This is a genomic window from Janibacter sp. HTCC2649, assembly GCF_000152705.1.
Classification (GTDB): Bacteria; Actinomycetota; Actinomycetes; order Actinomycetales; family Dermatophilaceae; genus Knoellia.
In genome coordinates, this window is record NZ_CH672413.1 from 2,070,812 (window position 1) to 2,094,431 (window position 23,620).

Consider the following 23,620-nt stretch of genomic DNA (forward strand, 5'->3'; position numbering starts at 1 on the left):
GGTGCGTGCGGCACTTCGGCGGGTATGCCGTTGAGTCGCCGGACGTTGTCACCGCACCTTCGTCTTCGTGCCCCGCACGGACATGAGGAGCGCAGCGACGACGTGTCCGTGCCGGGCACGAAGTCAGGCTGTGGTCAGGTGCGCTTGCGCATCCAGTCGGACAGGACGTGCTCGGGGATCGGGCGTTCGACCTTCGCGTCCCACGGCTGACTCAGCTCGGCGAGGTCGAAGACCGCACCGAGCAGCAACGCGGTGAAACCCCACACGAACAGCCCGCCCGCCTCGAACCCGGGCCCGCGATAGCCCGACGGGTGCGCCACGGTGAACCTGCGCGCAGGGTCCACCAAATCGGCTACCGGCACTCGCTCGACCCGCTCGACCTCGGCCGGGTCCACGACGCGAACTTCACCGGGTGTCGGCCACCAGCCGAGCACCGGTGTCACGGCGTTGCCGCTCGGGGTGAGGAACAGGGCGGGCATCTCGACCACGACATCGACCGTCGCCGGATCGACCCCGACCTCTTCCTCCGTCTCGCGCAGTGCCGCCTCGACCGGCCCGGCATCCGTGGCATCCACACGTCCTCCGGGGAACGACACCTGCCCCGGGTGGGCGCGCAGGTCACGCGATCGCGCGGTCAGCACGACGTCCGTACCCCCGTCGGTCGAAGGCGCAAAGAGCATGAGCACAGCGGAGCGACGGTCCGGGTCCTCCGGCGGCTTGAACGTGGCGAAGGCCGCGGGCAGCTCGTCGCCGACGGAGGCGAGCACCCGGGCCATCCACTCGGGCCGCGGCGCACCCTCTGGCGCTGCTCTCACGCCGTCTCCACGCGCTGTTCACCAGGCAACGGACCGGGCGGCGGGGTGGGCAGCTCGGCGCCGGGAGCCAGTTCGTACTTGAGCAGCTTCAACGCCGTCGCCGGGTCCGTCTCGCCCTCGCCATAGGACGGGCACCACTGCGACACCGGGCAGGCCCCACACGCCGGCCGCCGGGCGTGACACGTGCGCCGCCCGTGGAAGATCAGGACGTGACTGAGCATGACCCAGTCCTTGCGCGGGAAGAGCGCACCGATGGCGTGCTCGACCTTGACCGGGTCGGTCTCCTCGGTCCAACCAAACCGGCGCACCAACCGTCCGAAGTGCGTGTCCACCGTGATGCCCGGCACCTCGAAGGCATTGCCCAGAACCACATTGGCCGTCTTGCGACCCACGCCGGGCAGAGTCACCAGGTCCTTGAGCCGCGGCGGCACCTCCCCGCCAAAGCGATCCACCAGGGCCTGGCCCAACGTGATGACCGAGTTGGTCTTGGCCCGGAAGAAGCCGGTCGGCTTGAGCACGGCCTCCATCTCCTCGCGGTCCGCGGCCGCGAGCGCCTCGGCGGTGGGCCAGCGTCGGAACAGTTCCGGTGTCACCTTGTTGACCGTGACGTCCGTCGTCTGGGCCGACAACACCGTCGCGAGCAGCAACTGGAGCGGCGTCTCGAAGTCGAGCTCGGCATGCGCGTAGGGATAACGGTCGACGAGCGCTCGGTAGATCTTGCGGGCCCGCCGCGTACGAGCGACAGGTGACTCAGCGGCATACGAAAGGGTGGTGGCAGGCACGCCCATCACCCTACGGCGAGGCTCTGACGACGACCGGACCTCGGCAGACCCCCCGGCACACCCGCCGCTCGTGGCACACTGGCGCCGTGAATCACGACGTCGTGCGCAAAGCCCCGCTCTTCGCGGCTCTCGATGACGAGACCGCCGACAGCCTCATCGCGTCCATGACGCCTCAGCACATGGAGCGCGGTGACGTCCTCTTCCGCGAGGGCGATTCCGGCGACCGTCTGTATGTCATCGGAGAGGGCAAGATCAAGCTCGGCCGCTCGTCGCCGGACGGTCGCGAGAACCTCCTCGCCATCCTCGGCCCGGGTGAGATGTTCGGTGAGCTGAGCCTGTTCGACCCGGGCCCCCGCACCGCCACCGCGACGGCCGTGGCCGAGACGCAGATCGTCGGCTTCACCCACGACCAGCTCAAGTCGTTCCTCGCGGAGCGACCCGGTGTCGGCACCACGTTGCTTGCAGCCCTGGCTCGACGCCTTCGCCGCACCAACGAGTCGCTCGCCGACCTCGTCTTCACCGACGTCCCCGGTCGGGTCGCCAAGGCCCTGATCGACCTGGCCGAGCGGTTCGGTCGTCCGGTCGACGGTGGCGTGATGGTGAGCCACGACCTCACGCAGGAGGAGCTCGCCCAGCTCGTCGGCGCCTCCCGTGAGACGGTCAACAAGGCGCTCGCCGACTTCGCGACTCGCGGTTGGCTCAAGCTCGAGGCCCGCGCCGTGCTCGTCCAGGACATGGAGCGTCTGCAGCGCCGCGCGCGCTGACGCTCACACCCCCAGGTAGTCCAGCTGGGCTCGAATGCTCATACGTGCCGCCGGCCACACAGCCGGCGGCACGTCTGCATACACGCGCGTCAGCACGCCCTCGACCGGGTCTGACTCCTGTGCCGCGCCGTCCCTGAGCGCCTGGCGCACCTGCTCGAGCCGCTCCCGCCGGTGGGTGCGATAGAACGCGACCATCGCTGCTGCGTCGGACACGACGGGACCGTGGCCGGGAAGGATGCTCGTCACCTCTCCGTTGCCCGTCAGGTTCGCGAGCTTTTCCAAAGACGCGAGGTATGCCGTGAGCTCACCGTCCGGGTGCGCCACCACTGTCGTGCCCCTCCCGAGGACGGTGTCGCCGGTGAGCAGGGTGTGGTCCGCGGCGAGGGCGAAGGACACGGAGTCGCTGGTGTGACCCGGGGTGGCGACGACGCGGATCTCGAGACCGCCGGCGGTGATGAGGTCGCCGTCGGCGAGGTCGTCGTGGCCACGGCCGACAGCACGGGTTGGTGCGCCGGTGAGCTCGGCGAAGCGCGGGGCAGCCTCGGCGTGGTCGTGGTGGCCGTGCGTGAGGATCGTGTGCGTGACGCGAGCGCCGGCGTCGGCGACCACACGGCATACGCGCTGGAGGTGGCCCTCGTCGAGCGGGCCCGGGTCGATGACGATGGCCTCGGTGGAGCCGGGCTCGAGCAGCACCCACGTGTTCGTGCCGTCAAGTGTCATCGGCCCCGGGTTGGGCGCGAGGACACAGTGGGCCCGGGTCGTGATCTGCCCACCGGCCCAGCTCAGTTCAGCCATGCCCCCACCCTGCCACCCTCGCCGCGTCGCCCACGAGCACCATGCGCAGCAATGGACACCATGCACCTCACCGCTGAGCGTGGGTTCCGCGGCCATCGGACCGCTTGCTGCGCATGGTGCCCGCGTTCTTCCTCTGTGGAAAACCAGACAGTCGATTCCGGCGATTCGGTCAGGCTGAGCAGGTGACAGTGGGACGGACGGTGGAGCGACTGGGCGGCTTCGCGACATGGCGGGAGCTGCGCCGTCAGCATTCTCGTCGCGCCATCGAACGCGGCATGCGCGAAGGCTCAGTCATCCGCGTGGCGCACAACAGCTACACCGTGCCCGGCACGGTCCAGGCCGTGCAGACGGCATTGCGCGTGGGCGGCATCGTGAGTCACCTCAGTGCGGCCCTCCACCACGGCTGGAAGGTCAAGACGGTCCCCGAGCAGACCTGGATCACGCTGCCACGCACGCGAGGAGCGCTGCGGAAGAGCACCCATGGCGTCCATGTCCACCACAGCGATCTGCCCGCCGACCAGATGCGGGACCGTGTCACCACACCGCTCAGGACGGTCATTGACTGCGCCCGGACCCTTCCCTTCGACGAGGCTCTGGCGGTCGCGGACTCGGCCCTGCGCTCGCGCAAGGTGTCCCGGTCGGAGTTGATCGCCGCTGGCGCCGCCGCTCGTGGGCCGGGGTCAGTTGCCGTGAAACTCGTCGCCAAGCACGCGAGCGACAAGGCCGACAACCCGTTGGAGTCCGTGCTGCGGGCACTGACGATCGAGGTGGGGCTCGAACTGACGCCGCAGCTCCACGTGGCCGAGCCGGGGGTGTTTGCCGTGGTCGACCTGGGCAGCGAACACCTGCGACTCATCATCGAGGCCGAGGGGTACGAGACCCATGGGACGCGCAAGGGGTTGAGGCGGGATTGCTGCCGGCACACCGAGTTCGCCATCTTCGGCTGGACGTCCCTGCGCTATGCCTACGAGGACACGATGTTCGAGCAGGACTGGGTGCGCTGGACGTTGTTGGCCTGGTTGGCCCACCGAGCCGGAACGAAGATTCCCGCCTGCCCGAAGCACGTTCTGCCGCGCGCCGCCTGAGCACCCTGCGCAGCAAAGGCCCGACGACCCGCGCTTCCCGCCAGGTTCTGGGCACGAATGCCCGTGTGGCGCGACTGTTTGCTGCGCACCGTGCCCGGGCGGACCGCGTCAGGGGATGTGGGAGCGCATGACGAGGCGGTCGCCGAGGTCGACGAGCTCGGGTGCGACCAGGGTCAAGGCTGGACGATCCATCAAAAACGCGGCCGCCGTGGCGAACTGGGCCAGCTGCTCGAGCATCACGACGGTCGGCGGCAGCATCACGGCCCTGCCTTCGGCGTATGCCGCGAGCAGACTTTGCGGGGTCACCCACGCATCGTGGTCGGTCTCCCCAGAGACCCCCACCGGAGTTTGCCCCTCCGGCATGAGGGCCGCGAAGAACCACGTGTCGTAGCGCCGCTTCTCGAACGCAGGCGTCACCCAGTGGGCACGTGGTACGAGCTCGGTCACGGACAGCTGCAGCCCGCACTCCTCCTCGACCTCACGGATTGCGGCTGCCACCAACGGTTTCGCGTCGATGGCCGGCAACTCCATCCGCGCAGCCAACGCCTCGAGCGCACCGGCGTCGAGATCGACGTCGGCATCACCGGCATCGACGCCACCGCCGGGGAAGACGTACATCGACGGTGCGAACTCCATCGTGGGCACCCGCCGCTGGACGAACACCGACGGGCCATCGGACGTGTCGCGCACGACGAGCACCGTGGCGGCCCTCCGGGGCACCAAGGGCTCACCCGGCGACGCGAGCCAGGCCCGGGCGTTCTCCACCCACGCACTCGAGAGGGGAGCAGGGAACTCGCGTAGCGGCATACCCGAACGGTCTGGTCAGTTAACGACGTGGACGATGACCTCGACCTCGACAGGCGCGTCGAGGGGAAGCACCGCGACACCGACGGCGGAACGGGCGTGGATGCCCTTGTCGCCGAAGGCATGGCCGAACAGCTCACTGGCGCCGTTGATGACACCCGGCTGACCGGTGAACGACGGGTCGGACGCGACGAAGCCGACGACCTTGACCACGCGCTCGACCTTGTCGAGGTCACCGACGATGGACTTCACGGCGGCGATGGCGTTGAGGGCGCAGATCTGGGCGAGCTCCTTGGCGCGCTCGGGCGACACCTGCCCGTCGCCCTCGCCCACCTTGCCGGTCTCGGCGAGCGCACCCGACACCATCGGCAGCTGGCCCGAGGTGAAGATGCGCGACCCGTCCTGGATGGCCGGCACGTAGGCCGCAACGGGCGCAGCCACATCCGGCACGGTCAGGCCCAGCTCGGCCAGACGATCCTCGACAGCACTCATGGTCAGGCTCCCTTCGGGCGCTTGAAGTAGGCCACGAGACCATTGCCGTCCGGACCTGTCACCACCTGGACGAGCTCCCAGCCGTCTTCACCCCAGTTGTCGAGGATCTGCTTCGTGGCGTGGATCATCAGCGGCACCGTTGCGTACTCCCACTTCTGCATGTGGCCCACCATAGTGCCGGTCACCGTACGCTGAGCCCGTGCCCTCACCGACCCTTCCCGCCGAGTTCGCGGGCGCCCGACTGCACGTCGTCACGGGCAAGGGAGGCGTCGGCAAGACCACCGTCGCTGCCGCCCTGGCCCTCGCCCTCGCGAGCACCGGCAAGCGCGTGCTCATCGTCGAGGTGGAGGGGCGCCAAGGGCTCTCGCAGACCTTCGACGTCCCGCCGCTCGGCACCGGCGAGGTCCGCCTCGTCGCCCACAAGAGCGGCGGTGAGCTGTGGGGGCTGTCGGTCGACGCGAAGGCTGCACTGCTCGAATACCTCCAGATGTTCTACAAGCTCGGGCGCGCGGGCTCGGCCCTCGAGAAGATCGGCGCCATCGACTTCGCGACGACGATCGCGCCGGGCGTGCGCGACGTCCTGCTGATCGGCAAGGTCTACGAGGCGGCCGGGCGACCCAGGGGCGGGCGCGGCAGTGGCAAGAGCAGCGGACTGCACTACGACGCCGTCGTCCTCGATGCGCCGCCCACGGGCCGCGCCGTGCGCTTCCTCAACGTCAACGCGGGGGTCGCCGATGTTGCCAAGATGGGCCCGATCAAGACCCAGGCCGACTCGATCACCCGGATGCTGCGCGACAAACGCACTCTCATCCACATGGTCACGCTGCTCGAGGAGATGCCGGTCCAGGAGAGCCTCGACGGACTGCGCGATCTCGCCGACGTCGGCCTCCACATCGGCGCGCTCATCGTCAACCAGATCCGCGAGCCGCGCCTCACGCCCGCCCACGTCGAGGCCCTCAGCGGCAGCGATGCCGAGCTGGACGAGCTGCTCCGCACCCAGCTCACCGCCGCCGGCCTGCGCCCCACCAACCCCATGGTGCGAGGGCTCATCAGCGAGGGCCGCGACCACGCCCAACGCCTCGCCCTCCAGGACGACATGGCGCGTGAGATTGCTGGCGCCGGGCCGCCCGTCATCGAGCTGCCCGCCCTCGTCGGCGGCATCGAGGACGGCGGCGTCGCGGTCCTGGCCGACGAACTCCTCGAGCAAAGGATCGTCTGATGGCCACCACCAAGAGTCCCGAGCACCCGCGGCTCGACATCGACGCGCTGCTCGCCGACCCCGGCGTCGGCATCATCGTGTGCTGCGGTGCCGGCGGCGTCGGCAAGACGACGACCGCCGCAGCGCTGGGCATCCGCGCTGCTGAGGCCGGTCGCAAGGTCGTCGTCCTCACCATCGACCCCGCCCGCCGCCTCGCCCAGGCCCTCGGCCTCACCGAGCTCGACAACACGCCCCGCCCGGTGGCCGGAGTCGACCTCTCCAGCGGTGGCTCGCTCGACGCGATGATGCTCGACATGAAGCGGACCTTCGACGAGGTCGTCGAGGCTCACGCCACGCCCGAGAAGGCTGCGCAGATCCTGGAGAACCCCTTCTACCAGGCGGTGTCGAGCTCGTTCGCGGGCACGCAGGAGTACATGGCGATGGAGAAGCTCGGCCAGCTCCGCGCTCAGGCCGAACACGAGGGCACCTGGGACCTCATCGTCGTCGACACTCCCCCGTCACGCTCGGCGCTCGACTTCCTCGACGCACCGAAGCGGCTCGGCTCCTTCCTCGACGGTCGCTTCGTCCGGCTGCTCATGGCGCCGGCCAAGGTCGGCGGTCGCGCCTATCTCAAGGTGTTCAGCGTCGGCGTCGACCTGGCGCAGCGCACGCTCAGCCGGGTGCTCGGTGGCCAGATGCTGCAGGACGTGCAGACGTTCGTCGCCGCGCTCGACACGATGTTCGGCGGGTTCCGCGAGCGCGCCGACGTCACCTACGCGTTGCTCAAGGAACACACGACGGCCTTCGTCGTCGTCGCCTCCCCCGATCGGGATGCGCTGCGCGAGGCGGCGTTCTTCGTGGACCGTTTGGGCGAGGAGCGTATGCCGCTCGCCGGGGTTGTCGTGAACCGTCTCCAGTCGCTCGGGGCGGCTGCGTTGTCCGCGTCGCGCGCGGAGGATGGTGCCCAACAGCTGGCCGACGATGGTGCCGACGACGCCCTCACGGCTGGCCTGCTGGCCCTGCACGCCGACCTGGCTTCGACTGCATCGCGCCAGCACGCCGTCGTCACCCGCTTCGCGGCGGCCCACCCCGACGTCGAGCTGTCTACGGTGGCCGCGTCGGCGACGGACGTGCACGACCTCGACGGACTGCGAGAGGTCGGTCGACTGCTCGCCGGCTGACCCGGCACACGCCGGTTGTTTCTTTGCCCAGACACGCGAAAACCGGGCCTTCACCACGAAGGTGACGACCCGGCATACGCAGCAGAATGTGTCAGAGCGGCGGACGGCCCATCGTCTTGCTGAGGACCTCGCGCCAGGAGCGAACTCCGGGGTGGCGACGCAGCAGAGCGCGGCGCTCACGCTCGGTCATGCCGCCCCAGACCCCGAACTCGGTGCGGTTGTCGAGGGCGTCGGAAAGACATTCGAGAGCAACGGGGCACTCGCGGCACACGACCTTGGCCGTGCGCTGTTCCTTCCCCTGCACGAACAGCGCGTCCGGGTCGGTTCCGACGCACGTGCCGCGCGTGGACCAGTCGGATGAGCTCTGGGCGAGTGGTGCTGTGGTGATCGTCATGCGTATTTTCCCTTTGGCTGGTGGCCGGTCCCTCCCGACTGGCGCTAAACGAAAACTAGGCAGTTGGTGAAATCGACACCATGACGAATTTGGGACTAGTTATATGGCTAAAAGTAACTAGTTATTGGGCTAGACACCACCCCAGACCCCGCCCGGACCGCCTCCGGTGCGGCTCGGTAGCCCTCACGGATTCGGCGGTTACCCTGATGGTATGGAAGGTCGCGCCCACAACTTGCCCCATGTCCTCCGTCTGCTGACGGGGCTCGTCGTCCTGAGCGCGCTCATGGGCCTGCTCATGGCCGGGCTGGCGATCCCCGCGATCGGGGCCGGCGGCAGCGCGACCAAGAGCGGGGTCCAGGCCTTCAACGACCTGCCGAGCGAGTTCACCGTCTCGCCCCTGGCGCAGCAGTCGCGGATCGTCGACGCCAGCAACAAGCTCATTGCGAACCCCTACGACGAGAACCGCATCATCGTTCCGCTCAAGAACATCTCGCCGTGGATGCGCAAGGCGCAGATCGCCATCGAGGACTCACGCTTCTACGAGCACGGCGGCCTCGACGTTCGCGGCTTCACCCGTGCGATGGTCTCCAACTTCTCCAGCGGTGACGTCCAGGGCGCCTCGACGATCACGCAGCAGTACGTCAAGATCACCGTGCAGGAGAACGCCCTGCGCCGAGACGACAAGGAAGCCGCCAAGGCCGCGGTCGAGAAGACCTACACCCGCAAGCTCCAGGAGCTGAAGTACGCCCTGGATGTCGAGCGCAACTACACCAAGGACCAGATCCTCACCGGGTACCTCAACCTCGTCTACTACGGCGACCAGGCCTACGGCGTGGAAGCGGCGGCGCAGAACTACTTCGGGATCAGCGCCGGCAAGCTCAACCTCGGCCAGGCCGCTCTCCTCGCCGGCATCGTGCAGCAGCCGACCAAGTTCAACCCGGTCCTGAACCCCAAGGACTCGCAGGCTCGACGCAACGCCGTGCTCGACCGCATGCAGGTCGTCGGCTCGGCGACAGCCGCCGAGGTCGCTGCTGCCAAGAAGGTCCCAGTGGCCGCCATGCTGGGCAACCGCAAGCCACCCAAGGGCGTCTGCCAGCGTTCGAGCGAGCCGTTCTTCTGCGCGTACATGATGGAGTACCTCCAGAAGTCGCCGCAGATGGCCGTCCTCGGCAAGACGCCGGCGGAGCGTCTCAAGAACATCAACCAGGGCGGACTCGTCATCAAGACGACCCTGAACCCCACCCTGCAGAAGGCCACTCTGGCCGAGCTCACCAAGGCCGTGCCCATCGGCAACAGGAGCAACCTCGGGGCCGCCTCGACCGTCCTCGAGCCCGGCACCGGCAAGATCCTCGCGATGGCCCAGGCCACCGACTTCGCCAAGAGCCAGCTCAACCTCAACGTCGACCAGAAGTACGGCGGTAGCCAGTACGGCTTCCAGTTCGGGTCGACGGCCAAGATGTACGCCCTCGTCACCGCGCTGGAGTCGGGAATGCCGCTCAGTGGCACGGTGGATGCACCGACGGCGTCCCCCAGCAGCCCCTACCTCTTCACGCCCAGTGTGATGAAGGACAAGTGCGGCACCTCCCCGCCCGGGTGGAAGGTCGAGAACGACTACAAGAGTGGCGGCGACCTGTCCTTGGCCAAGATGACGGCCGAGTCCATCAACACCGCGTTCGCCCAGCTCGTCATCGACCTCGGCGGCTGCAAGGTCCACGAGACGATGAACCGCATGGGCCTGCACCAGGGTGATGGCAAGCCGATCGACACGGCGATCCCGGCCATCGCCCTCGGCGCCGGCGTCGTCACGCCGATGACGATCGCCAACTCCTACGCCACCCTTGCCGCACGCGGCAAGTTCTGCGAGCCGACCCCGATCGACTCGATCACCACGTCGAACGGCAAGGCCATCAAGGTTCCGCCGACCACGTGCAAGCAGGTCATCCAGGCCGATGTCGCCGACGGCGTCAACGCGCTGCTGCAGGGCCCCCTCCGCGACCCCCGCGGCACGGCCAAGGGCTCGTGGACGAGCAGCCGTCCGGCCGCCGGCAAGACCGGCACGACCAACGCCCACAACCAGTCGTGGTTCGTCGGCTACACCCCGCAGCGCGCCGCGGCAGTGTGGGTCGGAAACCTCAAGATCAGCAAGCCCAATGGCGATCTCACAACCCTCAACGGCAAGTGCTTCGGCACCTACGGCTGCAAGAAGAGCGTCTTTGGTGGCACGATCGCCGGTCCGGTCTGGGGCAAGATCATGACGGCCGCGACCAACGGGCTGCCGATCGTGCCGTTCACGACCCCGTCGGAGCGGGTCAAGAACGGCAACTACGTCGCGATCCCCGACGTCATCGGCAACAGCATCGGCACCGCCACCTCCAAGCTCGAGGGCGCCGGCTTCAAGGTCAAGGTCGGCTCGCGCGTCGACAGCTCCGTCACGGAGGGCCGCGTCGCGAGCACCAGCCCCGGCAGCCGGGCCATGGCGGGCGGCACGATCACCCTGCTGATCTCCCGCGGATTCACGGCGCAACCGCAGACCCAGACGCAGTCGAAGCCGCGGACGAACACGCCCAAACCCACGGTTGCCGTCCCGACGATCCCGACCTTCCCCAAGCCCACCAAGGGGCCCAAGCCACCCAAACCCACGGGCTGAGCCGCAGCGCAGGAGCGACGGGCCGGAGTGACTCACCTGAGTCCCTCCGGCCCGTCGCTCGTTGTCAGGGTTTGCGTGCCAGGCGTTCAGCCTGCGAGGACCTGCTTGACGATGGCTGCGACCCGGCCACCGTCGGCGCGGCCGGCGATCTCGCCCTGGGCGGCCTTCATGACCTGCCCCATCTGCGCCATGCCCGTCGCCCCCGTCGACTCGACGGCGGCCCGCACGATGCGCTCGAGCTCGGCATCGTCGAGCTGCTTCGGAAGGTAGGCCTCGAGGATGACCAGCTCGGCCTCCTCGATGGCGGCCAGCTCGGGCCGATCCGCATCCGTGTATGCCGTGAACGACTCCTTGCGCTTCTTGGCCTCCTTGGCGATGACCTTGAGGACCTCGTCGTCGCTGAGCTCCTTGGCCTCGACCCCGGCCACTTCGGCGTTGGTGATGGCGGTGAGCGTCATGCGCAACGTGCCGGCGCGGACCTTGTCCTTGGTGCGCATGGCGTCGTGGAGGTCGCTCCGGAGCGTGCCCTTGAGAGTCGTGTCGGTCATGGCTCCAGTCTCGCACTCAGGGTCAACCGGGATACTGGGTCGATGACGTCGACGACCCGGGCAGTCCTGCAGACCCTTGCCGGGGTCACGGCCGCCGGAGTGGCGGGCGTGGCGTATGCCGGGCTCGTCGAACGCAACCTCTTCACCCTGCGTCGCTTCGAGGTGCCGGTCCTGCCGTCGGGTTCCGCTCCGTTGCGCATCCTGCAGGTGAGCGACTTGCACCTGACACCGGGCCAGCGCCGCAAGATCGAGTGGGTTCGTGAACTCGCCTCTCTCACACCGGATTTCGTCGTCAACTCCGGAGACAACCTGGCCGCAGTCGACGCCGTCCCCGGGTTGCTCCGGGCCATGGAGCCGCTCATGGACTTCCCCGGAGCGTTCGTCCTGGGGTCCAACGACCGCTACGGCCCCGTCCCCAAGAACCCGGCCCGCTACCTCACCCGCGACCACGCCCGCGCTCCGCGCGCGACCCGGCCGAACCTCCCCGTCGACGACCTCACTGCGGGCCTGCGCGCCGGCGGATGGCTCGACCTCGACAACGCCAGGACCACCGTGGCCGTCGGCCCCCACCGCATCGAGCTCGTCGGAGTCGACGACCCACACATACAACGCGACAGGTATGCCGCGGTGTCGGCTCCCGCTGCCGCGGACGTTGCGCTCACCCTGGGTCTCGTGCACGCGCCCTACCAGCGGGTCCTCGACGCGATGACCGCCGACGGGGTCGGTCTCATCCTCGCCGGGCACACCCACGGCGGGCAGCTGGCGCTCCCCTTCTACGGCGCACTCGTGACCAACTGCGATCTCGACACGGGCCGGGCCAAGGGACTGTCCCGGTGGTGGCCCGGAGCGGGAGGCGACGTGCCGACGCAACCGGAGCGGGCGGCATACCTCCATGTTTCTGCGGGTCTGGGGACCTCGCCGTACGCGCCGGTGCGCTTCGCGTGCCGCCCCGAGGCGACCCTGCTCACCCTGGTGTCGTGCTGACGGGCACCGCGTCGGGGAAGCGTTGGCGATAGGCGGCTTCCCAGTCGGCTGACCCGCTGCCGCCGTCGACGAGGTCCCCGTCGCCGGACCCGCCGTTCTGCTCGCCCCTCTCGGAGCGGCCGAGCTCGAGGTCGAGCCTGTGGCCGGCGGGCATGGCGTCGTTGATCGCCTCGACGATGGGCCAGATCGCAGCGCCATGCGCGGTCTCGGTGAGGGGGCCGCTGACGGCCGGGAAGGAGACCTGGACCCGGACCTTGCGGACATCCGCGACGTCCTCGACCACGACCACGCGCGCGATGGATGCGGCACCGGTGTCACCGGCATACGTCGTCTCGATGGCCTTCCAGTCCGCGACCATGGACGCGGTGAGGGGCCGACCGGGGGCAAAGCGGACGTAGGGCGTGCCCGGGGTCTGGTACTCGGCGATGTCCCAGTCGAGGTCGGTGAGCTCCGTGGTGAGCGCCCAGGTGAGCGATTCGCCGACGGGTTCATGGGTGGAGATCGACGCCCGCGGGGTGCGGGGTGCCGGCCAGACCTGGACGCGGAGTCCGCCGGTGGAGGAGGTCGCCACGGCGTTGGCCCACCTGGTGGCGAGACCGGGCGGGGTGAGCTCCGGGCCGAACGCAAGGCTGGCTCCCACCGTCGCCGCCTCAGCACCCTCGGCGGGGCGCACCGTGATGACGAACTCGTCGTAGCCGTCGGCATTCTTGATGCCCCGCAGGGAGGTGGGGAGGAGGCGAACGAGGTCCTCGACCTGCTGGGCGTCGGGTGGGCTCGCGACCTCGACCTCGAGCGACTGGTCCCCTGCCCCACCGAGACTCGTGCCTGTGAAGGACGCATCAACGGCCACGACGCCGGATAGTTTGCCGACGGCAGCAGCGACGCGTTGCTCGTCAGGTTCGGGCTGCGAGCAGCCCGAAGTCGCCATCAACAGGGCTGCACATCCGACGGCTGCGAGTCCGCTCCTCAGGCTTCGACCGGTCCCCGCTGTCCGTCGCATGGACCCCAGCCTGCCCTGTTTGCGGAACGGATTTCGGGAGGTGGGTCGGCGTCGGCTATCCTCTGGTGTCGCTGCCTGCAAGGGCGGTGACAGCCACGGGGTGTGGCGCAGCTTGGTAGCGCGCTTCGTTCGGGACGAAGAGGTCGCAGGTTCAAATCCTGTCACCCCGACAAAAATGAGTGGGCCTGCTGGATCGACGAGAATCGAGCGGCAGGCCCACTCTCATGTCAACGACCTCCCCCACCTCGAGCGCCGCTCCCACGGTTGAGACGGATTTCTCCGGACCGCCGCCCGTCGGTAGTCTGGAGGCACGAAAGGGAGTAGTCCCCAATCAGCGCGTCGACATACTGACCCCGGGTCCGGTGCCTGAGCCACGTTCTCGTGGCGGACGAGACTTTCGACCAGATTCACGACCCATCCAACGGACGTGCCTGGTCGAAAGGGACGTCCTACTCCGTTCTCCTTCGGCCGGGCTGCGAGGAGAACACCCAGATGTACGCCTTCCTGCTCAGCACCGCCGTCATCTTCGTTGCCGAACTCGGCGACAAGAGCCAACTCATGGCCATGACGTTTGCGACCCGCTACACCGTCCGACAAGTCCTCATCGGGATCACGGTCGCCACCGCCATCGTGCACCTGGCATCCGTGGGCATCGGCCGCCTCGTCGGCGCCCAGTTCGCCGACAGCCAGTGGATCATCAACATCGTCGCGGGCGTCGCCTTCCTCGCCTTCGCCGCCTGGACCCTGCGCGGAGACGAGCTGACCGACGACGAGGCCGCCAAGGCGGGCCGGAGCAAGGGTGCCGCGATCGTCGCCGTCGGTGTCGCCTTCTTCCTCGCCGAGCTCGGCGACAAGACCATGCTCGCGACCATCACCCTCGCCACGAAGGAGAGCTGGTTCGGGACGTGGGTCGGAAGCACCCTCGGCATGGTGCTCGCCGACGCCCTGGCCATCGCGGTCGGCGCGATGCTCGGCAAGAAGCTCCCGGAGCGGGTCATCAAGATCGGCGCGACCGTCGCGTTCGTCGTCTTCGGCATCGTCCTCATCATTCAGGGGCTGGCGGCACGCTGACGGACGCTGCCCCTGACCCGGGTCCCGGCGTCGGTGTCGGCGCCAGGGCTGGCGTCGGCGCCGGGGCTGGCGTCGGCGCCGGCGTCGTCGCAGCCTCCTCGGGGAGACCGTCTGCCCAGTAGTCGAAGGTCTGCGTGATCCAGAAGGTCGCGAACGCCACGAGCAGGATGACCTCGACCCACAGCACCCACTCGGTCGGTGTGCCGCCACCCAGGAACTGGTCGACGATCACGAGCACGATGGCCACGGCGAACGTCACCGCCATCACTCCTGCGACGGCGCCATAGACGGCGGTGTACGTCCTGGCCTCCCTGGTGGGCACACCCTCACGCCGCGCCGACGCCCGACGAGCGTTGACGTAGGCGACGCCGGTGATGAGCCCGAACAACGGCACGGCGGCGCCGAAGTGCGCACCCCCGAGGAAGGACTCCCGCCCGAACACGAACCACCCCACGAACGCCACCCACGTCAGGGCAGCGACGACGAATCCGATCCGGGTCCCCCGCGACGTCTCCGGCCGACGGAGGATCGTGACGGCGCCGAGCCCCAGAGCCGCCACCCCCAGCCCGATGAGGCACCACACGTTGTTGACGACCGACGGCACGAACTCCGGCGGCACCGAGCAGCGCCCGTCCGGGTCACATGGCGCTCCCCCGGCACCGCGCGGCGTGGGGACGAACGCGACGATCGGCGCGAGCATCCCGGCGATGTTGAGCGCCGAGTCCTCGAAGCCGCGCCGACCCACGATCGCGGCGAGGCTGATCCCGACAGCGACGAGAGCTCCGACGAAGACGCTGCGAGCGGGCGTGTAGTAGTAGGCACTGATCGAGCCGAGGTGCTGGTTGATCTCGACGCCAGTGAGCCGTTCGAGCCACACGGACCCGAGCAGCAAGAGCACGAGCCCGACGAGGCTCAGCCGCAGGTAGCGGTAGGTCCGCACCGCCGCGCTGGCGCGCACCCGGGGTGGAGTGATGGTGGCGACGATCTGGGTCGTGTCGTGCATGGCGATCTCCTCTGCGTGACGGTGTCACCCAGGAGGAGGCGCGAGGATCCGCCCAAATACCTGCGGCGTATGCCGCCCGCTCGCCTTTCGCTCAGCCGTGACCGATCGAGGTGCGCAGCTCCGCGAACCAGGGTGCGGCGACGTCGAACTTCTTGCCTCCGGCGACGCGCGGGAACTCGACCGCGCGCAGCTCGTTGCCGCGCTCCTCGTCCTCACCCACGAGACCGGACTCGCCCCGGAGAGCGGCGTCAACGGCATACTCCGTGCATTGTCTGATGAGCGCGAGGTCCTCGTCGCCAGCAGCGGCCGAGCGGGAGAAGTAGCCGGACTTCTGGACCATGACCTTCTCGGCACCGAGGAGCTGCGCGAACTGCTTGCCGAACCACGCGCCGGGGTTGACCTTGTCGAGCTGGACGTGGCCGAACGGGTCGACCGGCACCTCTTGCCCGGCGGCTTCGAGCTCGGCGACGACCTCGGCCACGCCAGCGCCCTCGGACAGGAAGATGTTGACGCAGCCGACCTCGTCCATGATCGCCTTGAGACGCTCACTCTCGCCGGCGAGGTCGATGTGGAGCTCGGGCACGAAGACGGCGTGGACGTCCCAGCGGCGGGAGTCGAGCCCGACGCCGGGCAGCCATTCCTGACCGGCGACCCACGCGTGGTGGCGGCGGGCGGTCTCGGCCGTGAGCCAGCCACAGTGACGCCCCATGACCTCGTGGATGATCAGCATCCGCGGGTTGGACGAGTGCTCGGCGAGGATGTTGCGGGCAAAGATCGCACCCTGCTCGGCGGCGGTCCAGGCGCCGAGCGACTGCCGGATCGGGATGATGTCGTTGTCGATCGTCTTGGGCAGTCCGACGACCGTGAGCGGGTAGTCGTGCTCGGCGAGGTAGGCCGCGAGGTCGGCTGCGGTGGTGTTGGTGTCGTCGCCGCCGATGGTGTGGAGCACGTCGACGCCATCGGCCGTGAGCTGCTCGGCCGCGACCTGCAGCGGGTCCTGACCCTCCTGGACGAGGCCGCGCTTGACGCAGTCGGCGACGTTGGTGAGCTTGACCCGGCTGTTGCCGATCGGCGAGCCACCGAACTTGTGCAGCAGTGCGGCACCGGCGCGGACCTCGGGGGTGACCTCGACCGAGCGGCCGGTGAGCAGACCGGCATACCCGTTCTGATAACTGATGATCCGCACGTCCGGCGCCAGCTCGGTGTAGCGCTCGATGAGTCCACCCACCGCTGACGAGAGGCAGGGCGCGAGGCCACCAGCGGTGAGCAGGGCGACGGTCTGGACGGGCATGGGCTGCTCTCCTGAGATCACGGGACGGACTGGGCGTCAGTCTCTCAGTGTGAGCGGCGACACAGGCAGCACTCGACCGACAGGTGGACGCTCGGCGCCCGAAGTGTCACTCGCAGGGACGCGAGACGGTGGGCGGCGGGTCCTTGCGCACGGCCTGCTTCGGGGGCATCTCAGCCGCGGGAATCACCCCGTTGTAGAGGTTGCCGAGGATGACGTCGATCGTCATGTTGTCGCGCGGAACCTCTTTGAGGACGGCGCCCTTGATGTGGCTCTGCACCTGGGCGGCCGCGAGGTCGGCTTCCGGGCCATGGAGGATGACCGCGACGTCGTTGGGCAGGAACGACTTGTCCGGGTCGTTGCCCTGCTTGCCGGGCGAGAAGCCGCGCGCGGTGAGCTCGGTGAGAGTCGCCTTGGCCAGGCCCGAGCGCCACGTCGCGTTGTAGACGTTGACCTTGTAGGACTTCTGGTCCGGCGGCTTGGGCGGCGGGGCCGGAAGCATCTTGGTGAAGTCGGCTCCCACGACAACCGTGACTCCCGTGCCAGCGCGGCCATCGTTCTCGAGCTCGGCCCCGTCGATGGTCTGCGCCACGAGCAGGGCCTGGTCGAGGCCTGCCTTGCCGTGGTAGATCCGGGCAGGAGCCTTGACGTAGAGGGTGCGCGGCGCGCTCGACACGTCGCCGACGGCGAAGCCACGGCGACTGAGGTCGCGACCGACGGTGTGCCCCGCGCCGTTCTGACCGGAGGAGTTGAGGACGGTCACCTTGAAGGACCCGATGGCAGGGGCCAGGACGACGAGCGGCTGGCAGACCACCTTGGGCTGCTCGCCGCGCATGAGGCCGGTGCCGTAGGCGGCCGCGATGCTGGCCGTGCCGAGCAGCAGGGCCGGGATGGTGATGAAGGCCGCGAGGTGGCGGAACTGGTAGCGGCGCCAGATCTGGTCGTCGCTCAGCGCCTCCTGGGACTTGGCGCGCTCGAGGAGCTCCTTGTGCACCGTGTCGCGGGTCATGTCGACACCACGACGGGCGAGGTCACCAGCAGCAGATGCGGCGCGCAGGGGCAGCGGCGAGCGCTCGGGCTCTGGTGCTGACTTCCTGAACACGACTTCTCCTCATGGCTCGACCTGTCGCAGCGGTCCCACAACCGCTGAACGCATTGCACCATGAGTCACACCCGTCACACTAGTAACACGCCGAATACCGTCACCTGATCGATATCCCCGCTGACTCGACCGGCCCCTGCCCCACTGCCCCGCTGGTTCGCACCGTGGCAGAGCCACATGGACGGAGTCTGTCCACGAGGTCACGTCGGTGTCACGCAGGGCGTGTCTCCCTGCGCGGCGAACCACGACCGGGGTATGCCGCCCGCTCAGGCTGAGTGCGCCGCGAACCATTCGTGACCAATTAGACGAGAACGGCGGCGGCAGGCTCCGGCGGCTTCGGCTGAGGCGACCATTCGTGACCTATTGGGCGAAAAGTGATGGCGCGGTCAGAGAGTGGCTCGGTCAGAGGGTGTTGGCGACCAGCTCGGCGGTCTGCAGCATGTTGAGGGCAGCACCCTTGCGCAGGTTGTCGCCACAGACGAAGAGGTCGAGGGTGCGCGGGAAGTCGATGGCCTGCCGCAGCCGACCGACGAAGCGCGGGTCCGCGCCGACGATGTCGACGGGTGTGGGGTACTCCCCCTGGTCCGGGTCGTCGAGGACGACGACGGCCGGCGCCTCGACGAGGGCCTGGCGCGCCTTGGCCACCGTGATCGACTTCGCGAACGTCGCGTGCACCGACACGGAGTGGGTCGAGACGACAGGGACCCGCACACACGTCGCCGACACCTTGAGGTCGGGCATCCCGAGGATCTTGCGGGTCTCCTGGCGGATCTTGGACTCCTCCGAGCTCCACCCGTCACCGACGTGGGACCCCGCGAAGGGCAGGACGTTGAGTGCCAGCGGCCCGCCGAAGATGCTCGGGCCGAGCTCGTGGTCGATCGCCCGACGCACGTCGCCCGGGCGCATCCCGAGCTCACGGTCACCGGCGACGACGGCGATCTCGTCATGGAGCCGGCTCATGCCTGCCCGGCCGAGTCCTGAGGCCGCCTGGAAGCTCGTGACGACGAGCTCGGTGAGCTGCCACTGCGCGTGCAGCACGGCGAGCACGTCGATCATCGTCATGACGGTGGCGCCGGGGTTGGCGATGACACCCTTGGGCCGATCGTTGACGGCCTCCGGGTTGATCTCCGGCACGACGAGAGGCACAGCGGGGTCGCGGCGGAACGTCGGGCTGTTGTCGATGACGATGGCCCCACGCTCGGCCGCGATCGCCGCCCACTTGGCGGAGATCTCCGGCGGCACGTCCACCACGGCGACATCGACGCCGTCGAAGAACTCTGGGGTCAGGGCCTGGACGACCAAGTCCTCGTCAGCCACACGGCATACCTTGCCGACGTCCTCGGCCCCAGCGGCAAGGCGCACCTGGCCCCAGATGTGTCGTCGCATCGGCAACACGTCGAGGACAACGGTGCCCACGGCTCCAGTCGCTCCGACGATGGCCAGGGTCGGCGGTGCTGTAGTCACAGCGGTCATCCGATCATCGCCACCTGTACGCCACCTGTCAGCGGCCTGTACCGGCGTAGACGACCGCTTCACCGTCCTCGGAGTCGAGCCCGAAGGCGGTGTGCACCGCCCGGACGGCCTCTTCGAGGAGCTCACTACGGGTGATGACCGAGATGCGGATCTCCGACGTCGAGATCATCTCGATGTTGACGTCGGCGTCTGCCAGAGCGCGGAAGAAGGTCGCCGAGACGCCCGGGTTGGAGCGCATGCCGGCTCCGACGAGGGAGAGCTTGCCGACCTGGTCGTCGTACTGCAGACCCGTGAAGCCGACCTGCTCCTGGATCGCGGTGAGCGCCTCCATCGCGGTCTGGCCGTCGGTCTTGGGCAACGTGAACGAGATGTCGGTGAGGCCCGTGTCCGTGGCCGAGACGTTCTGCACGATCATGTCGAGGTTGATCTCGGCATCGGCGACGGCATGGAAGATCTGGGCGGCCTTGCCGGTTGTGTCGGGGACCCCGACAACGGTGATCTTGGCTTCACTGAGGTCGTGCGCGACGCCGGCGATGATCGGGGCTTCCACGGCTTCTCCTTCTGTGCCTTCGGCGCCTGCGGGGCCGGGCTGGTCACTGACGATGGTGCCTTCCTTCGGGGTGAAGGAGGACCGGACGTGGATGGGGATGTCGTAGCGACGGGCATACTCGACGCTGCGCAGGTGCAGGACCTTGGACCCGCTGGCCGCGAGCTCGAGCATCTCCTCGGCGGAGATCCGGTCGATCTTGCGAGCCTTGGGGACGATGCGCGGGTCGGCGGTGAAGACGCCGTCGACGTCGGTGTAGATCTCGCAGACGTCGGCGCCCAGAGCAGCCGCGAGCGCGACGGCGGTCGTGTCCGTGCCACCGCGGCCCAGGGTGGTGATCTCCTTGGTCGTCTGGCTGACGCCCTGGAACCCGGCGACGATGACGACGTGTCCCTTGCCGAGGGCCTCGGTGATGCGGCCCGGCGTGACATCGATGATCTTGGCCTTGCCATGCGCTTCATCGGTGATGACGCCGGCCTGGCTGCCCGTGAACGAACGCGCGCTGATGCCGAGGTCGTGGATGGCCATCGCGACGAGCGCCATGCTGATCCGCTCACCGGCGGTCATGAGCATGTCGAGCTCGCGCGGCGCCGGCACCGGGCTGACGTCCTGGGCGAGGTCGACGAGCTCATCGGTCGAGTCCCCCATCGCGGACACGGCGACGACGACGTCGTTGCCGGCCTTCTTGGTCTCGGCGATGCGACGCGCCACGCGCTTGATGCTCTCGGCATCGGCGAGCGAGGAGCCGCCGTACTTCTGGACGACGATGGGCACGTGTGCACTCCCATGCGGTGGTTCGCGGGGTCGGTTGAGCGGTCGCCAGCGAGTCTAACGACGGGGTCGGGTCCTTGGACTGACGCCCGTATGCCGGTCGCTCGCCCGATCTCGGTGCGCTTTCCCATGGACATGCACCCTTCGTTCTGATGGGTGGTGGCCGTGCTCAGGTTGTGCGCTGCACCCGACTACTGCAGGTCCGTTGGCGCGCCCAGCTCGGCGAGGCCCGCCATTCCCGCAGGGGTGTGGGTGGCGAGGCGCTCGCGGGCGTCGTCCAAAGCGGGCGACGCTGGATAGCCCGCAGGGACCCGGGTGGGGTTGAGGGAGATCCCGTCGGCCCAGGCCTTGATGTCGGGTTCGGCGGAGAACGTCATGGCCGCCCGGTTGCCCCGGTAGAACATGCGCGCCCAGTCGGCCCTGGAGTTGCCGTAGTTCGACGGCGGACAGACCCTGTTCTTCTCGTCGTCGTCCCTGTGGGTCGTCTCGACGAAACCGGCGATGGCCGCTCCGAATGACGGGAAGCCGGGCCTGACCGGTTGCAGCGTGATGACGTCGGGACGCCACACCGGGACGAGTGGCGGGTACTTCAGCCCGTCCGCGGCGCAGTGCACCACGAGGGCATCGTCGGCGACCCGGACCGACCCGTCGGCGAAGTGGAGCTGGCCACGGTCGACGGCCTTGATGTGCCCGCCCCGCACGACGTTCTGCAGGGTTCGCAGCTCCTCGAGCTCCCACTTCGCCAGCGTCGGCGCCTTGGCCATCATCGGCATGACGGACCGGTCGATCCGCATCATCACGTCGGCGTCCTCCAGGCGGAGGAACAACTCGTCGTGGGTGCTGGCCCCCGCCGCCGACTGCATGATGTCGGCCGCGAGACCCAGGAAGATCGCCGGGTCGGGCTGGACCCGAGCCCGGTTGAGCATCCACGGCTCGCGGGGCCGAACCCAGCAGATGGCGTCCGGGTCGACGCCTCGTGCCATGAGCCAGATGCACGTGTCGGTGGCGGTCTTGCCGGAGCCGACGACGACGTACTCGCTCGGTGCCTCGTCCAGGCGAGCGAGGTCGTTGACCGGCAGTACCCGGGCACCCTCGCCGACGACGAAGGGCGCCGGCTTCTCGGCCGGGATGCTGGGAGCGAGATAGCGCGCGTTGACGATCCGGCACGACTCGGGCACCTCGAAGCGGTCACCCGAGATGCGTGACACGACCGTGCGGTCGCCGACGTAGTCGCTGTTCGAGAAGAACTCGAGCCGACCCGTCTGCACCATCCGATCCAGTGCCCGCGCGTAGTACGCAGTGATCTCCGGTTGGGTCGCTCGCTCCTGCAGCCCTGCCTCAGGTCCGCTCTCCTGCAGCTTGCCGCCGCCGAGCATCGTGGACGCGACGCCGTAGAACGCCGACGACTGGTGCAGCCGGACGAACGGATAGGCCTCGAGCCAGTGGCCACCGACGCCATGTCGGCGGTCGACCATCACCACCCGCGCGTCCGAGTGGTCGATGACCGCGTCGGAGAACGCCATCCCCATGGCACCGGCGCCGACCACCAGGTAGTCGGCTTCGACAGTGCGAGTCATGGGTCAACGGTGGCACCACGCAGGTGGCGCCGTCCACATCCATTCGGGTGGGCCATTGACCACGAACCCTGACTACGGGTGGAGGGCGTCGAACTCGGCTTCGGAGACGGCATCCGCGTCCGCGTCGAGGCGGATGTGCGCGAGCAGCGCCTGGAGGACGCGCAGCGCGCTGGCCGCGCGCTCGCCCCAGTCGGAGAGGTAGCTGAACTGCCACCACCACAGGGCTTCGAGGATGCGACCCTCCTCATGGTGACGCAGGCCGTGGGCGAGCGCGGACGCCACGACAGTGAGGTCGTTGGACAGCGAGCCGGTCGTGAGCTCAGGCTCGGTGACGGGGTCGACGACGTCGGCGTAGTCGTCGAGGCCCTCGAGAAGGTTGGTGAGGTTCTCGCGCAGCGGATCGAGCTCGACGTCCGGGCCCGGGTCCACCTCGAAGCGGTCCTCGGGGACGATGTCCTCGATCGCGCCGAGACGGGCACCCATGACGAGGACCTGCGAGAGGGCGAGGAGTCCGAGCGGCAGGGCGGCTGCGGGGTTCGCACCGGAGGCGATGTCCGTGACGGTGGCGAGGTAGACGCGGGCTTCCTCGGCGGAGTCCGCCGCGAGGGCACGCAGGTCCGAGAGGTGCTCAGGATCGGCCGCACCAGAGGCTGCGGCGGTTGCAGGCGTGACCTGGTCAGGCATCGAGCAGTCTCCGCCCTTCGAAGGCACGGCCGAGGGTGACCTCGTCGGCGTACTCGAGGTCGCCACCCACGGGCAGGCCGGACGCGAGGCGGGTGACCTTGATGTCCATGCCCTTGAGGAAGCGCGCGAGATAGCTCGCCGTCGCCTCACCCTCGAGGTTGGGGTCGGTCGCGATGATGATCTCGGTGACGTCGGAACTCGCGAGGCGGGTCATGAGCTCACGGAAGGTCAGGTCGTCGGGTCCGATGCCGTCGATGGGGCTGATCGCGCCGCCGAGCACGTGGTAGCGGCCGCGGAACTCACGGGTCCGCTCGATGGCGACGACGTCCTTGGGCTCCTCGACGACGCAGATGCTCGTGAGGTCGCGGCGGGGGTCGGCGCAGATGCGGCACTGCTCGGACTCGGCGATGTTGAAGCAGGTCACGCAGAAGCGCACCTTGACCTTGACCTGGGTCAGGGCATCGACGAGTCGCTGCACATCGACCGCGTCCTGCGTGAGCAGGTGGAACGCGATCCGCTGCGCGCTCTTGGGACCGACGCCCGGGAGTCGTCCGAGTTCGTCGATGAGGTCCTGCACTGCGCCTTCGTACACACCATGAGACTAGGCCACTCGAC

Annotated in this window: 24 protein-coding genes and 1 tRNA gene; 8 read left to right on the top strand and 17 right to left on the bottom strand. The window is 68.7% G+C overall.

Annotation, left to right across the window (positions count from 1 at the left end):
- Nucleotides 1-134: 134 nt before the first annotated feature.
- Both JNB_RS09895 and nth read right to left on the bottom strand, forming a co-directional pair.
- The gene (locus tag JNB_RS09895; RefSeq protein ID WP_237700640.1) at nucleotides 135-815 is read right to left on the bottom strand and encodes a CoA pyrophosphatase; all 681 of its coding nucleotides are present in this window, start codon (nucleotides 813-815) and stop codon (nucleotides 135-137) included.
- Nucleotides 812-1,603 (bottom strand): endonuclease III, encoded by a 792-nt coding sequence (gene nth, locus JNB_RS09900; protein WP_009776314.1) that lies wholly within the window; start codon nucleotides 1,601-1,603, stop codon nucleotides 812-814. The genes JNB_RS09895 and nth overlap by 4 nt, the downstream gene beginning before the upstream one ends.
- 80 nt (nucleotides 1,604-1,683) lie before the next feature.
- Between nth and JNB_RS09905 the strand changes: the two genes are divergently transcribed.
- The gene (locus tag JNB_RS09905; protein WP_009776315.1) at nucleotides 1,684-2,361 is read left to right on the top strand and encodes a Crp/Fnr family transcriptional regulator; all 678 of its coding nucleotides are present in this window, start codon (nucleotides 1,684-1,686) and stop codon (nucleotides 2,359-2,361) included.
- 3 nt (nucleotides 2,362-2,364) lie between these two features.
- Here JNB_RS09905 and JNB_RS09910 read toward each other — a convergent pair whose 3' ends face one another.
- Nucleotides 2,365-3,156 (bottom strand): MBL fold metallo-hydrolase, encoded by a 792-nt coding sequence (locus tag JNB_RS09910; protein WP_009776316.1) that lies wholly within the window; start codon nucleotides 3,154-3,156, stop codon nucleotides 2,365-2,367.
- 182 nt (nucleotides 3,157-3,338) lie between these two features.
- Between JNB_RS09910 and JNB_RS09915 the strand changes: the two genes are divergently transcribed.
- Complete coding sequence (locus JNB_RS09915; protein ID WP_148232374.1) at nucleotides 3,339-4,241, top strand: hypothetical protein; 903 nt, start codon at nucleotides 3,339-3,341, stop codon at nucleotides 4,239-4,241.
- A gap of 108 nt (nucleotides 4,242-4,349) precedes the next feature.
- On the opposite strand, the gene JNB_RS09920 is transcribed toward JNB_RS09915, so the two are convergent.
- The 3 genes from JNB_RS09920 to JNB_RS21140 are packed head-to-tail and all read right to left on the bottom strand — an operon-like array spanning nucleotide 4,350 to nucleotide 5,698.
- Nucleotides 4,350-5,048: an NUDIX hydrolase gene (locus tag JNB_RS09920; protein ID WP_083784464.1), complete on the bottom strand. Its 699-nt coding sequence runs from the start codon at nucleotides 5,046-5,048 to the stop codon at nucleotides 4,350-4,352.
- 15 nt (nucleotides 5,049-5,063) lie between these two features.
- On the bottom strand, nucleotides 5,064-5,537 hold the full coding sequence (locus tag JNB_RS09925; protein ID WP_009776319.1) for a RidA family protein: 474 nt from the start codon (nucleotides 5,535-5,537) through the stop codon (nucleotides 5,064-5,066).
- A 2-nt stretch (nucleotides 5,538-5,539) separates the two neighbouring features.
- Nucleotides 5,540-5,698, bottom strand: a complete 159-nt coding sequence (locus JNB_RS21140) for a DUF4177 domain-containing protein (protein ID WP_009776320.1) — start codon at nucleotides 5,696-5,698, stop codon at nucleotides 5,540-5,542.
- 38 nt (nucleotides 5,699-5,736) lie between these two features.
- Here JNB_RS21140 and JNB_RS09930 point away from each other — a divergent pair, with 38 nt between their 5' ends.
- Together JNB_RS09930 and JNB_RS09935 are read left to right on the top strand one after the other, a co-directional pair.
- A complete protein-coding gene (locus JNB_RS09930) occupies nucleotides 5,737-6,756 on the top strand; it encodes an ArsA-related P-loop ATPase (RefSeq protein ID WP_009776321.1) in 1,020 nt (339 codons plus the stop codon).
- Nucleotides 6,756-7,916, top strand: coding sequence for an ArsA family ATPase (locus JNB_RS09935; protein WP_009776322.1), 1,161 nt, complete (start codon nucleotides 6,756-6,758; stop codon nucleotides 7,914-7,916). Before JNB_RS09930 ends, JNB_RS09935 begins: the two co-directional genes overlap by 1 nt.
- Before the next feature lie 91 nt (nucleotides 7,917-8,007).
- On the opposite strand, the gene JNB_RS09940 is transcribed toward JNB_RS09935, so the two are convergent.
- Nucleotides 8,008-8,310 carry a WhiB family transcriptional regulator gene (locus tag JNB_RS09940; RefSeq protein ID WP_009776323.1) on the bottom strand — a complete coding sequence of 101 codons (303 nt, stop codon included), beginning with the start codon at nucleotides 8,308-8,310 and terminating at the stop codon, nucleotides 8,008-8,010.
- Between the two features lie 211 nt (nucleotides 8,311-8,521).
- On the opposite strand from JNB_RS09940, the gene JNB_RS09945 reads away from it, so the two are divergent.
- Entirely contained in the window at nucleotides 8,522-10,957 is a 2,436-nt protein-coding gene (locus tag JNB_RS09945; RefSeq protein ID WP_009776324.1) for a penicillin-binding protein, read from the top strand.
- An 86-nt stretch (nucleotides 10,958-11,043) separates the two neighbouring features.
- On the opposite strand, the gene JNB_RS09950 is transcribed toward JNB_RS09945, so the two are convergent.
- Entirely contained in the window at nucleotides 11,044-11,505 is a 462-nt protein-coding gene (locus tag JNB_RS09950) for a GatB/YqeY domain-containing protein (protein ID WP_009776325.1), read from the bottom strand.
- A gap of 42 nt (nucleotides 11,506-11,547) precedes the next feature.
- Here JNB_RS09950 and JNB_RS09955 point away from each other — a divergent pair, with 42 nt between their 5' ends.
- Nucleotides 11,548-12,489: a metallophosphoesterase gene (locus JNB_RS09955; RefSeq protein WP_009776326.1), complete on the top strand. Its 942-nt coding sequence runs from the start codon at nucleotides 11,548-11,550 to the stop codon at nucleotides 12,487-12,489.
- Here the strand turns inward: JNB_RS09955 and JNB_RS09960 are convergent.
- Entirely contained in the window at nucleotides 12,470-13,489 is a 1,020-nt protein-coding gene (locus JNB_RS09960; RefSeq protein ID WP_148232375.1) for a hypothetical protein, read from the bottom strand. The two genes, JNB_RS09955 and JNB_RS09960, sit on opposite strands and share 20 nt — an antisense overlap.
- A gap of 96 nt (nucleotides 13,490-13,585) precedes the next feature.
- Between JNB_RS09960 and JNB_RS09965 the strand changes: the two genes are divergently transcribed.
- Both JNB_RS09965 and JNB_RS09970 read left to right on the top strand, forming a co-directional pair.
- Nucleotides 13,586-13,659, top strand: a tRNA-Pro gene (locus JNB_RS09965).
- Nucleotides 13,660-13,870: 211 nt separating this feature from the next.
- Nucleotides 13,871-14,560 (top strand): TMEM165/GDT1 family protein, encoded by a 690-nt coding sequence (locus JNB_RS09970; protein WP_009776328.1) that lies wholly within the window; start codon nucleotides 13,871-13,873, stop codon nucleotides 14,558-14,560.
- Here the strand turns inward: JNB_RS09970 and JNB_RS20450 are convergent.
- From JNB_RS20450 to recR, 8 genes are all read right to left on the bottom strand, one after another.
- Nucleotides 14,535-15,563: a hypothetical protein gene (locus JNB_RS20450; RefSeq protein WP_009776329.1), complete on the bottom strand. Its 1,029-nt coding sequence runs from the start codon at nucleotides 15,561-15,563 to the stop codon at nucleotides 14,535-14,537. The genes JNB_RS09970 and JNB_RS20450 overlap by 26 nt on opposite strands.
- Nucleotides 15,564-15,654: 91 nt before the next feature.
- Nucleotides 15,655-16,854 carry a pyrophosphate--fructose-6-phosphate 1-phosphotransferase gene (locus JNB_RS09980; RefSeq protein ID WP_009776330.1) on the bottom strand — a complete coding sequence of 400 codons (1,200 nt, stop codon included), beginning with the start codon at nucleotides 16,852-16,854 and terminating at the stop codon, nucleotides 15,655-15,657.
- Between the two features lie 106 nt (nucleotides 16,855-16,960).
- Entirely contained in the window at nucleotides 16,961-17,953 is a 993-nt protein-coding gene (locus tag JNB_RS20455) for a LytR C-terminal domain-containing protein (protein WP_009776331.1), read from the bottom strand.
- 402 nt (nucleotides 17,954-18,355) lie between these two features.
- Nucleotides 18,356-19,426, bottom strand: coding sequence for an aspartate-semialdehyde dehydrogenase (locus JNB_RS09990; protein WP_009776332.1), 1,071 nt, complete (start codon nucleotides 19,424-19,426; stop codon nucleotides 18,356-18,358).
- A gap of 28 nt (nucleotides 19,427-19,454) precedes the next feature.
- Nucleotides 19,455-20,747 carry an aspartate kinase gene (locus tag JNB_RS09995; protein ID WP_009776333.1) on the bottom strand — a complete coding sequence of 431 codons (1,293 nt, stop codon included), beginning with the start codon at nucleotides 20,745-20,747 and terminating at the stop codon, nucleotides 19,455-19,457.
- Nucleotides 20,748-20,935: 188 nt separating this feature from the next.
- Nucleotides 20,936-22,321, bottom strand: a complete 1,386-nt coding sequence (locus JNB_RS10000) for a hypothetical protein (RefSeq protein ID WP_009776334.1) — start codon at nucleotides 22,319-22,321, stop codon at nucleotides 20,936-20,938.
- 72 nt (nucleotides 22,322-22,393) lie between these two features.
- Complete coding sequence (locus tag JNB_RS10005; RefSeq protein ID WP_009776335.1) at nucleotides 22,394-23,005, bottom strand: DUF5063 domain-containing protein; 612 nt, start codon at nucleotides 23,003-23,005, stop codon at nucleotides 22,394-22,396.
- Nucleotides 22,998-23,597, bottom strand: a complete 600-nt coding sequence (gene recR, locus JNB_RS10010; protein ID WP_009776336.1) for a recombination mediator RecR — start codon at nucleotides 23,595-23,597, stop codon at nucleotides 22,998-23,000. Before recR ends, JNB_RS10005 begins: the two co-directional genes overlap by 8 nt.
- Nucleotides 23,598-23,620 lie beyond the last annotated feature (23 nt).

Excerpts from the sequence above, each read along its gene's own strand:
- JNB_RS20450 (WP_009776329.1), bottom strand. The coding sequence starts at position 15,563 with ATGCACGACACGACCCAGATCGTCGCCACCATCACTCCACCCCGGGTG.
- JNB_RS09980 (WP_009776330.1), bottom strand. The coding sequence starts at position 16,854 with ATGCCCGTCCAGACCGTCGCCCTGCTCACCGCTGGTGGCCTCGCGCCC.
- JNB_RS09910 (WP_009776316.1), bottom strand. The coding sequence starts at position 3,156 with ATGGCTGAACTGAGCTGGGCCGGTGGGCAGATCACGACCCGGGCCCAC.
- JNB_RS09990 (WP_009776332.1), bottom strand. The coding sequence starts at position 19,426 with ATGACCGCTGTGACTACAGCACCGCCGACCCTGGCCATCGTCGGAGCG.
- JNB_RS09950 (WP_009776325.1), bottom strand. The coding sequence starts at position 11,505 with ATGACCGACACGACTCTCAAGGGCACGCTCCGGAGCGACCTCCACGAC.
- JNB_RS09940 (WP_009776323.1), bottom strand. The coding sequence starts at position 8,310 with ATGACGATCACCACAGCACCACTCGCCCAGAGCTCATCCGACTGGTCC.
- JNB_RS09920 (WP_083784464.1), bottom strand. The coding sequence starts at position 5,048 with ATGCCGCTACGCGAGTTCCCTGCTCCCCTCTCGAGTGCGTGGGTGGAG.
- JNB_RS09945 (WP_009776324.1), top strand. The coding sequence starts at position 8,522 with ATGGAAGGTCGCGCCCACAACTTGCCCCATGTCCTCCGTCTGCTGACG.
- JNB_RS09925 (WP_009776319.1), bottom strand. The coding sequence starts at position 5,537 with ATGAGTGCTGTCGAGGATCGTCTGGCCGAGCTGGGCCTGACCGTGCCG.
- JNB_RS10005 (WP_009776335.1), bottom strand. The coding sequence starts at position 23,005 with ATGCCTGACCAGGTCACGCCTGCAACCGCCGCAGCCTCTGGTGCGGCC.
- JNB_RS09955 (WP_009776326.1), top strand. The coding sequence starts at position 11,548 with ATGACGTCGACGACCCGGGCAGTCCTGCAGACCCTTGCCGGGGTCACG.
- nth (WP_009776314.1), bottom strand. The coding sequence starts at position 1,603 with ATGGGCGTGCCTGCCACCACCCTTTCGTATGCCGCTGAGTCACCTGTC.
- JNB_RS09935 (WP_009776322.1), top strand. The coding sequence starts at position 6,756 with ATGGCCACCACCAAGAGTCCCGAGCACCCGCGGCTCGACATCGACGCG.
- JNB_RS21140 (WP_009776320.1), bottom strand. The coding sequence starts at position 5,698 with ATGCAGAAGTGGGAGTACGCAACGGTGCCGCTGATGATCCACGCCACG.
- JNB_RS10000 (WP_009776334.1), bottom strand. The coding sequence starts at position 22,321 with ATGACTCGCACTGTCGAAGCCGACTACCTGGTGGTCGGCGCCGGTGCC.
- JNB_RS09960 (WP_148232375.1), bottom strand. The coding sequence starts at position 13,489 with ATGCGACGGACAGCGGGGACCGGTCGAAGCCTGAGGAGCGGACTCGCA.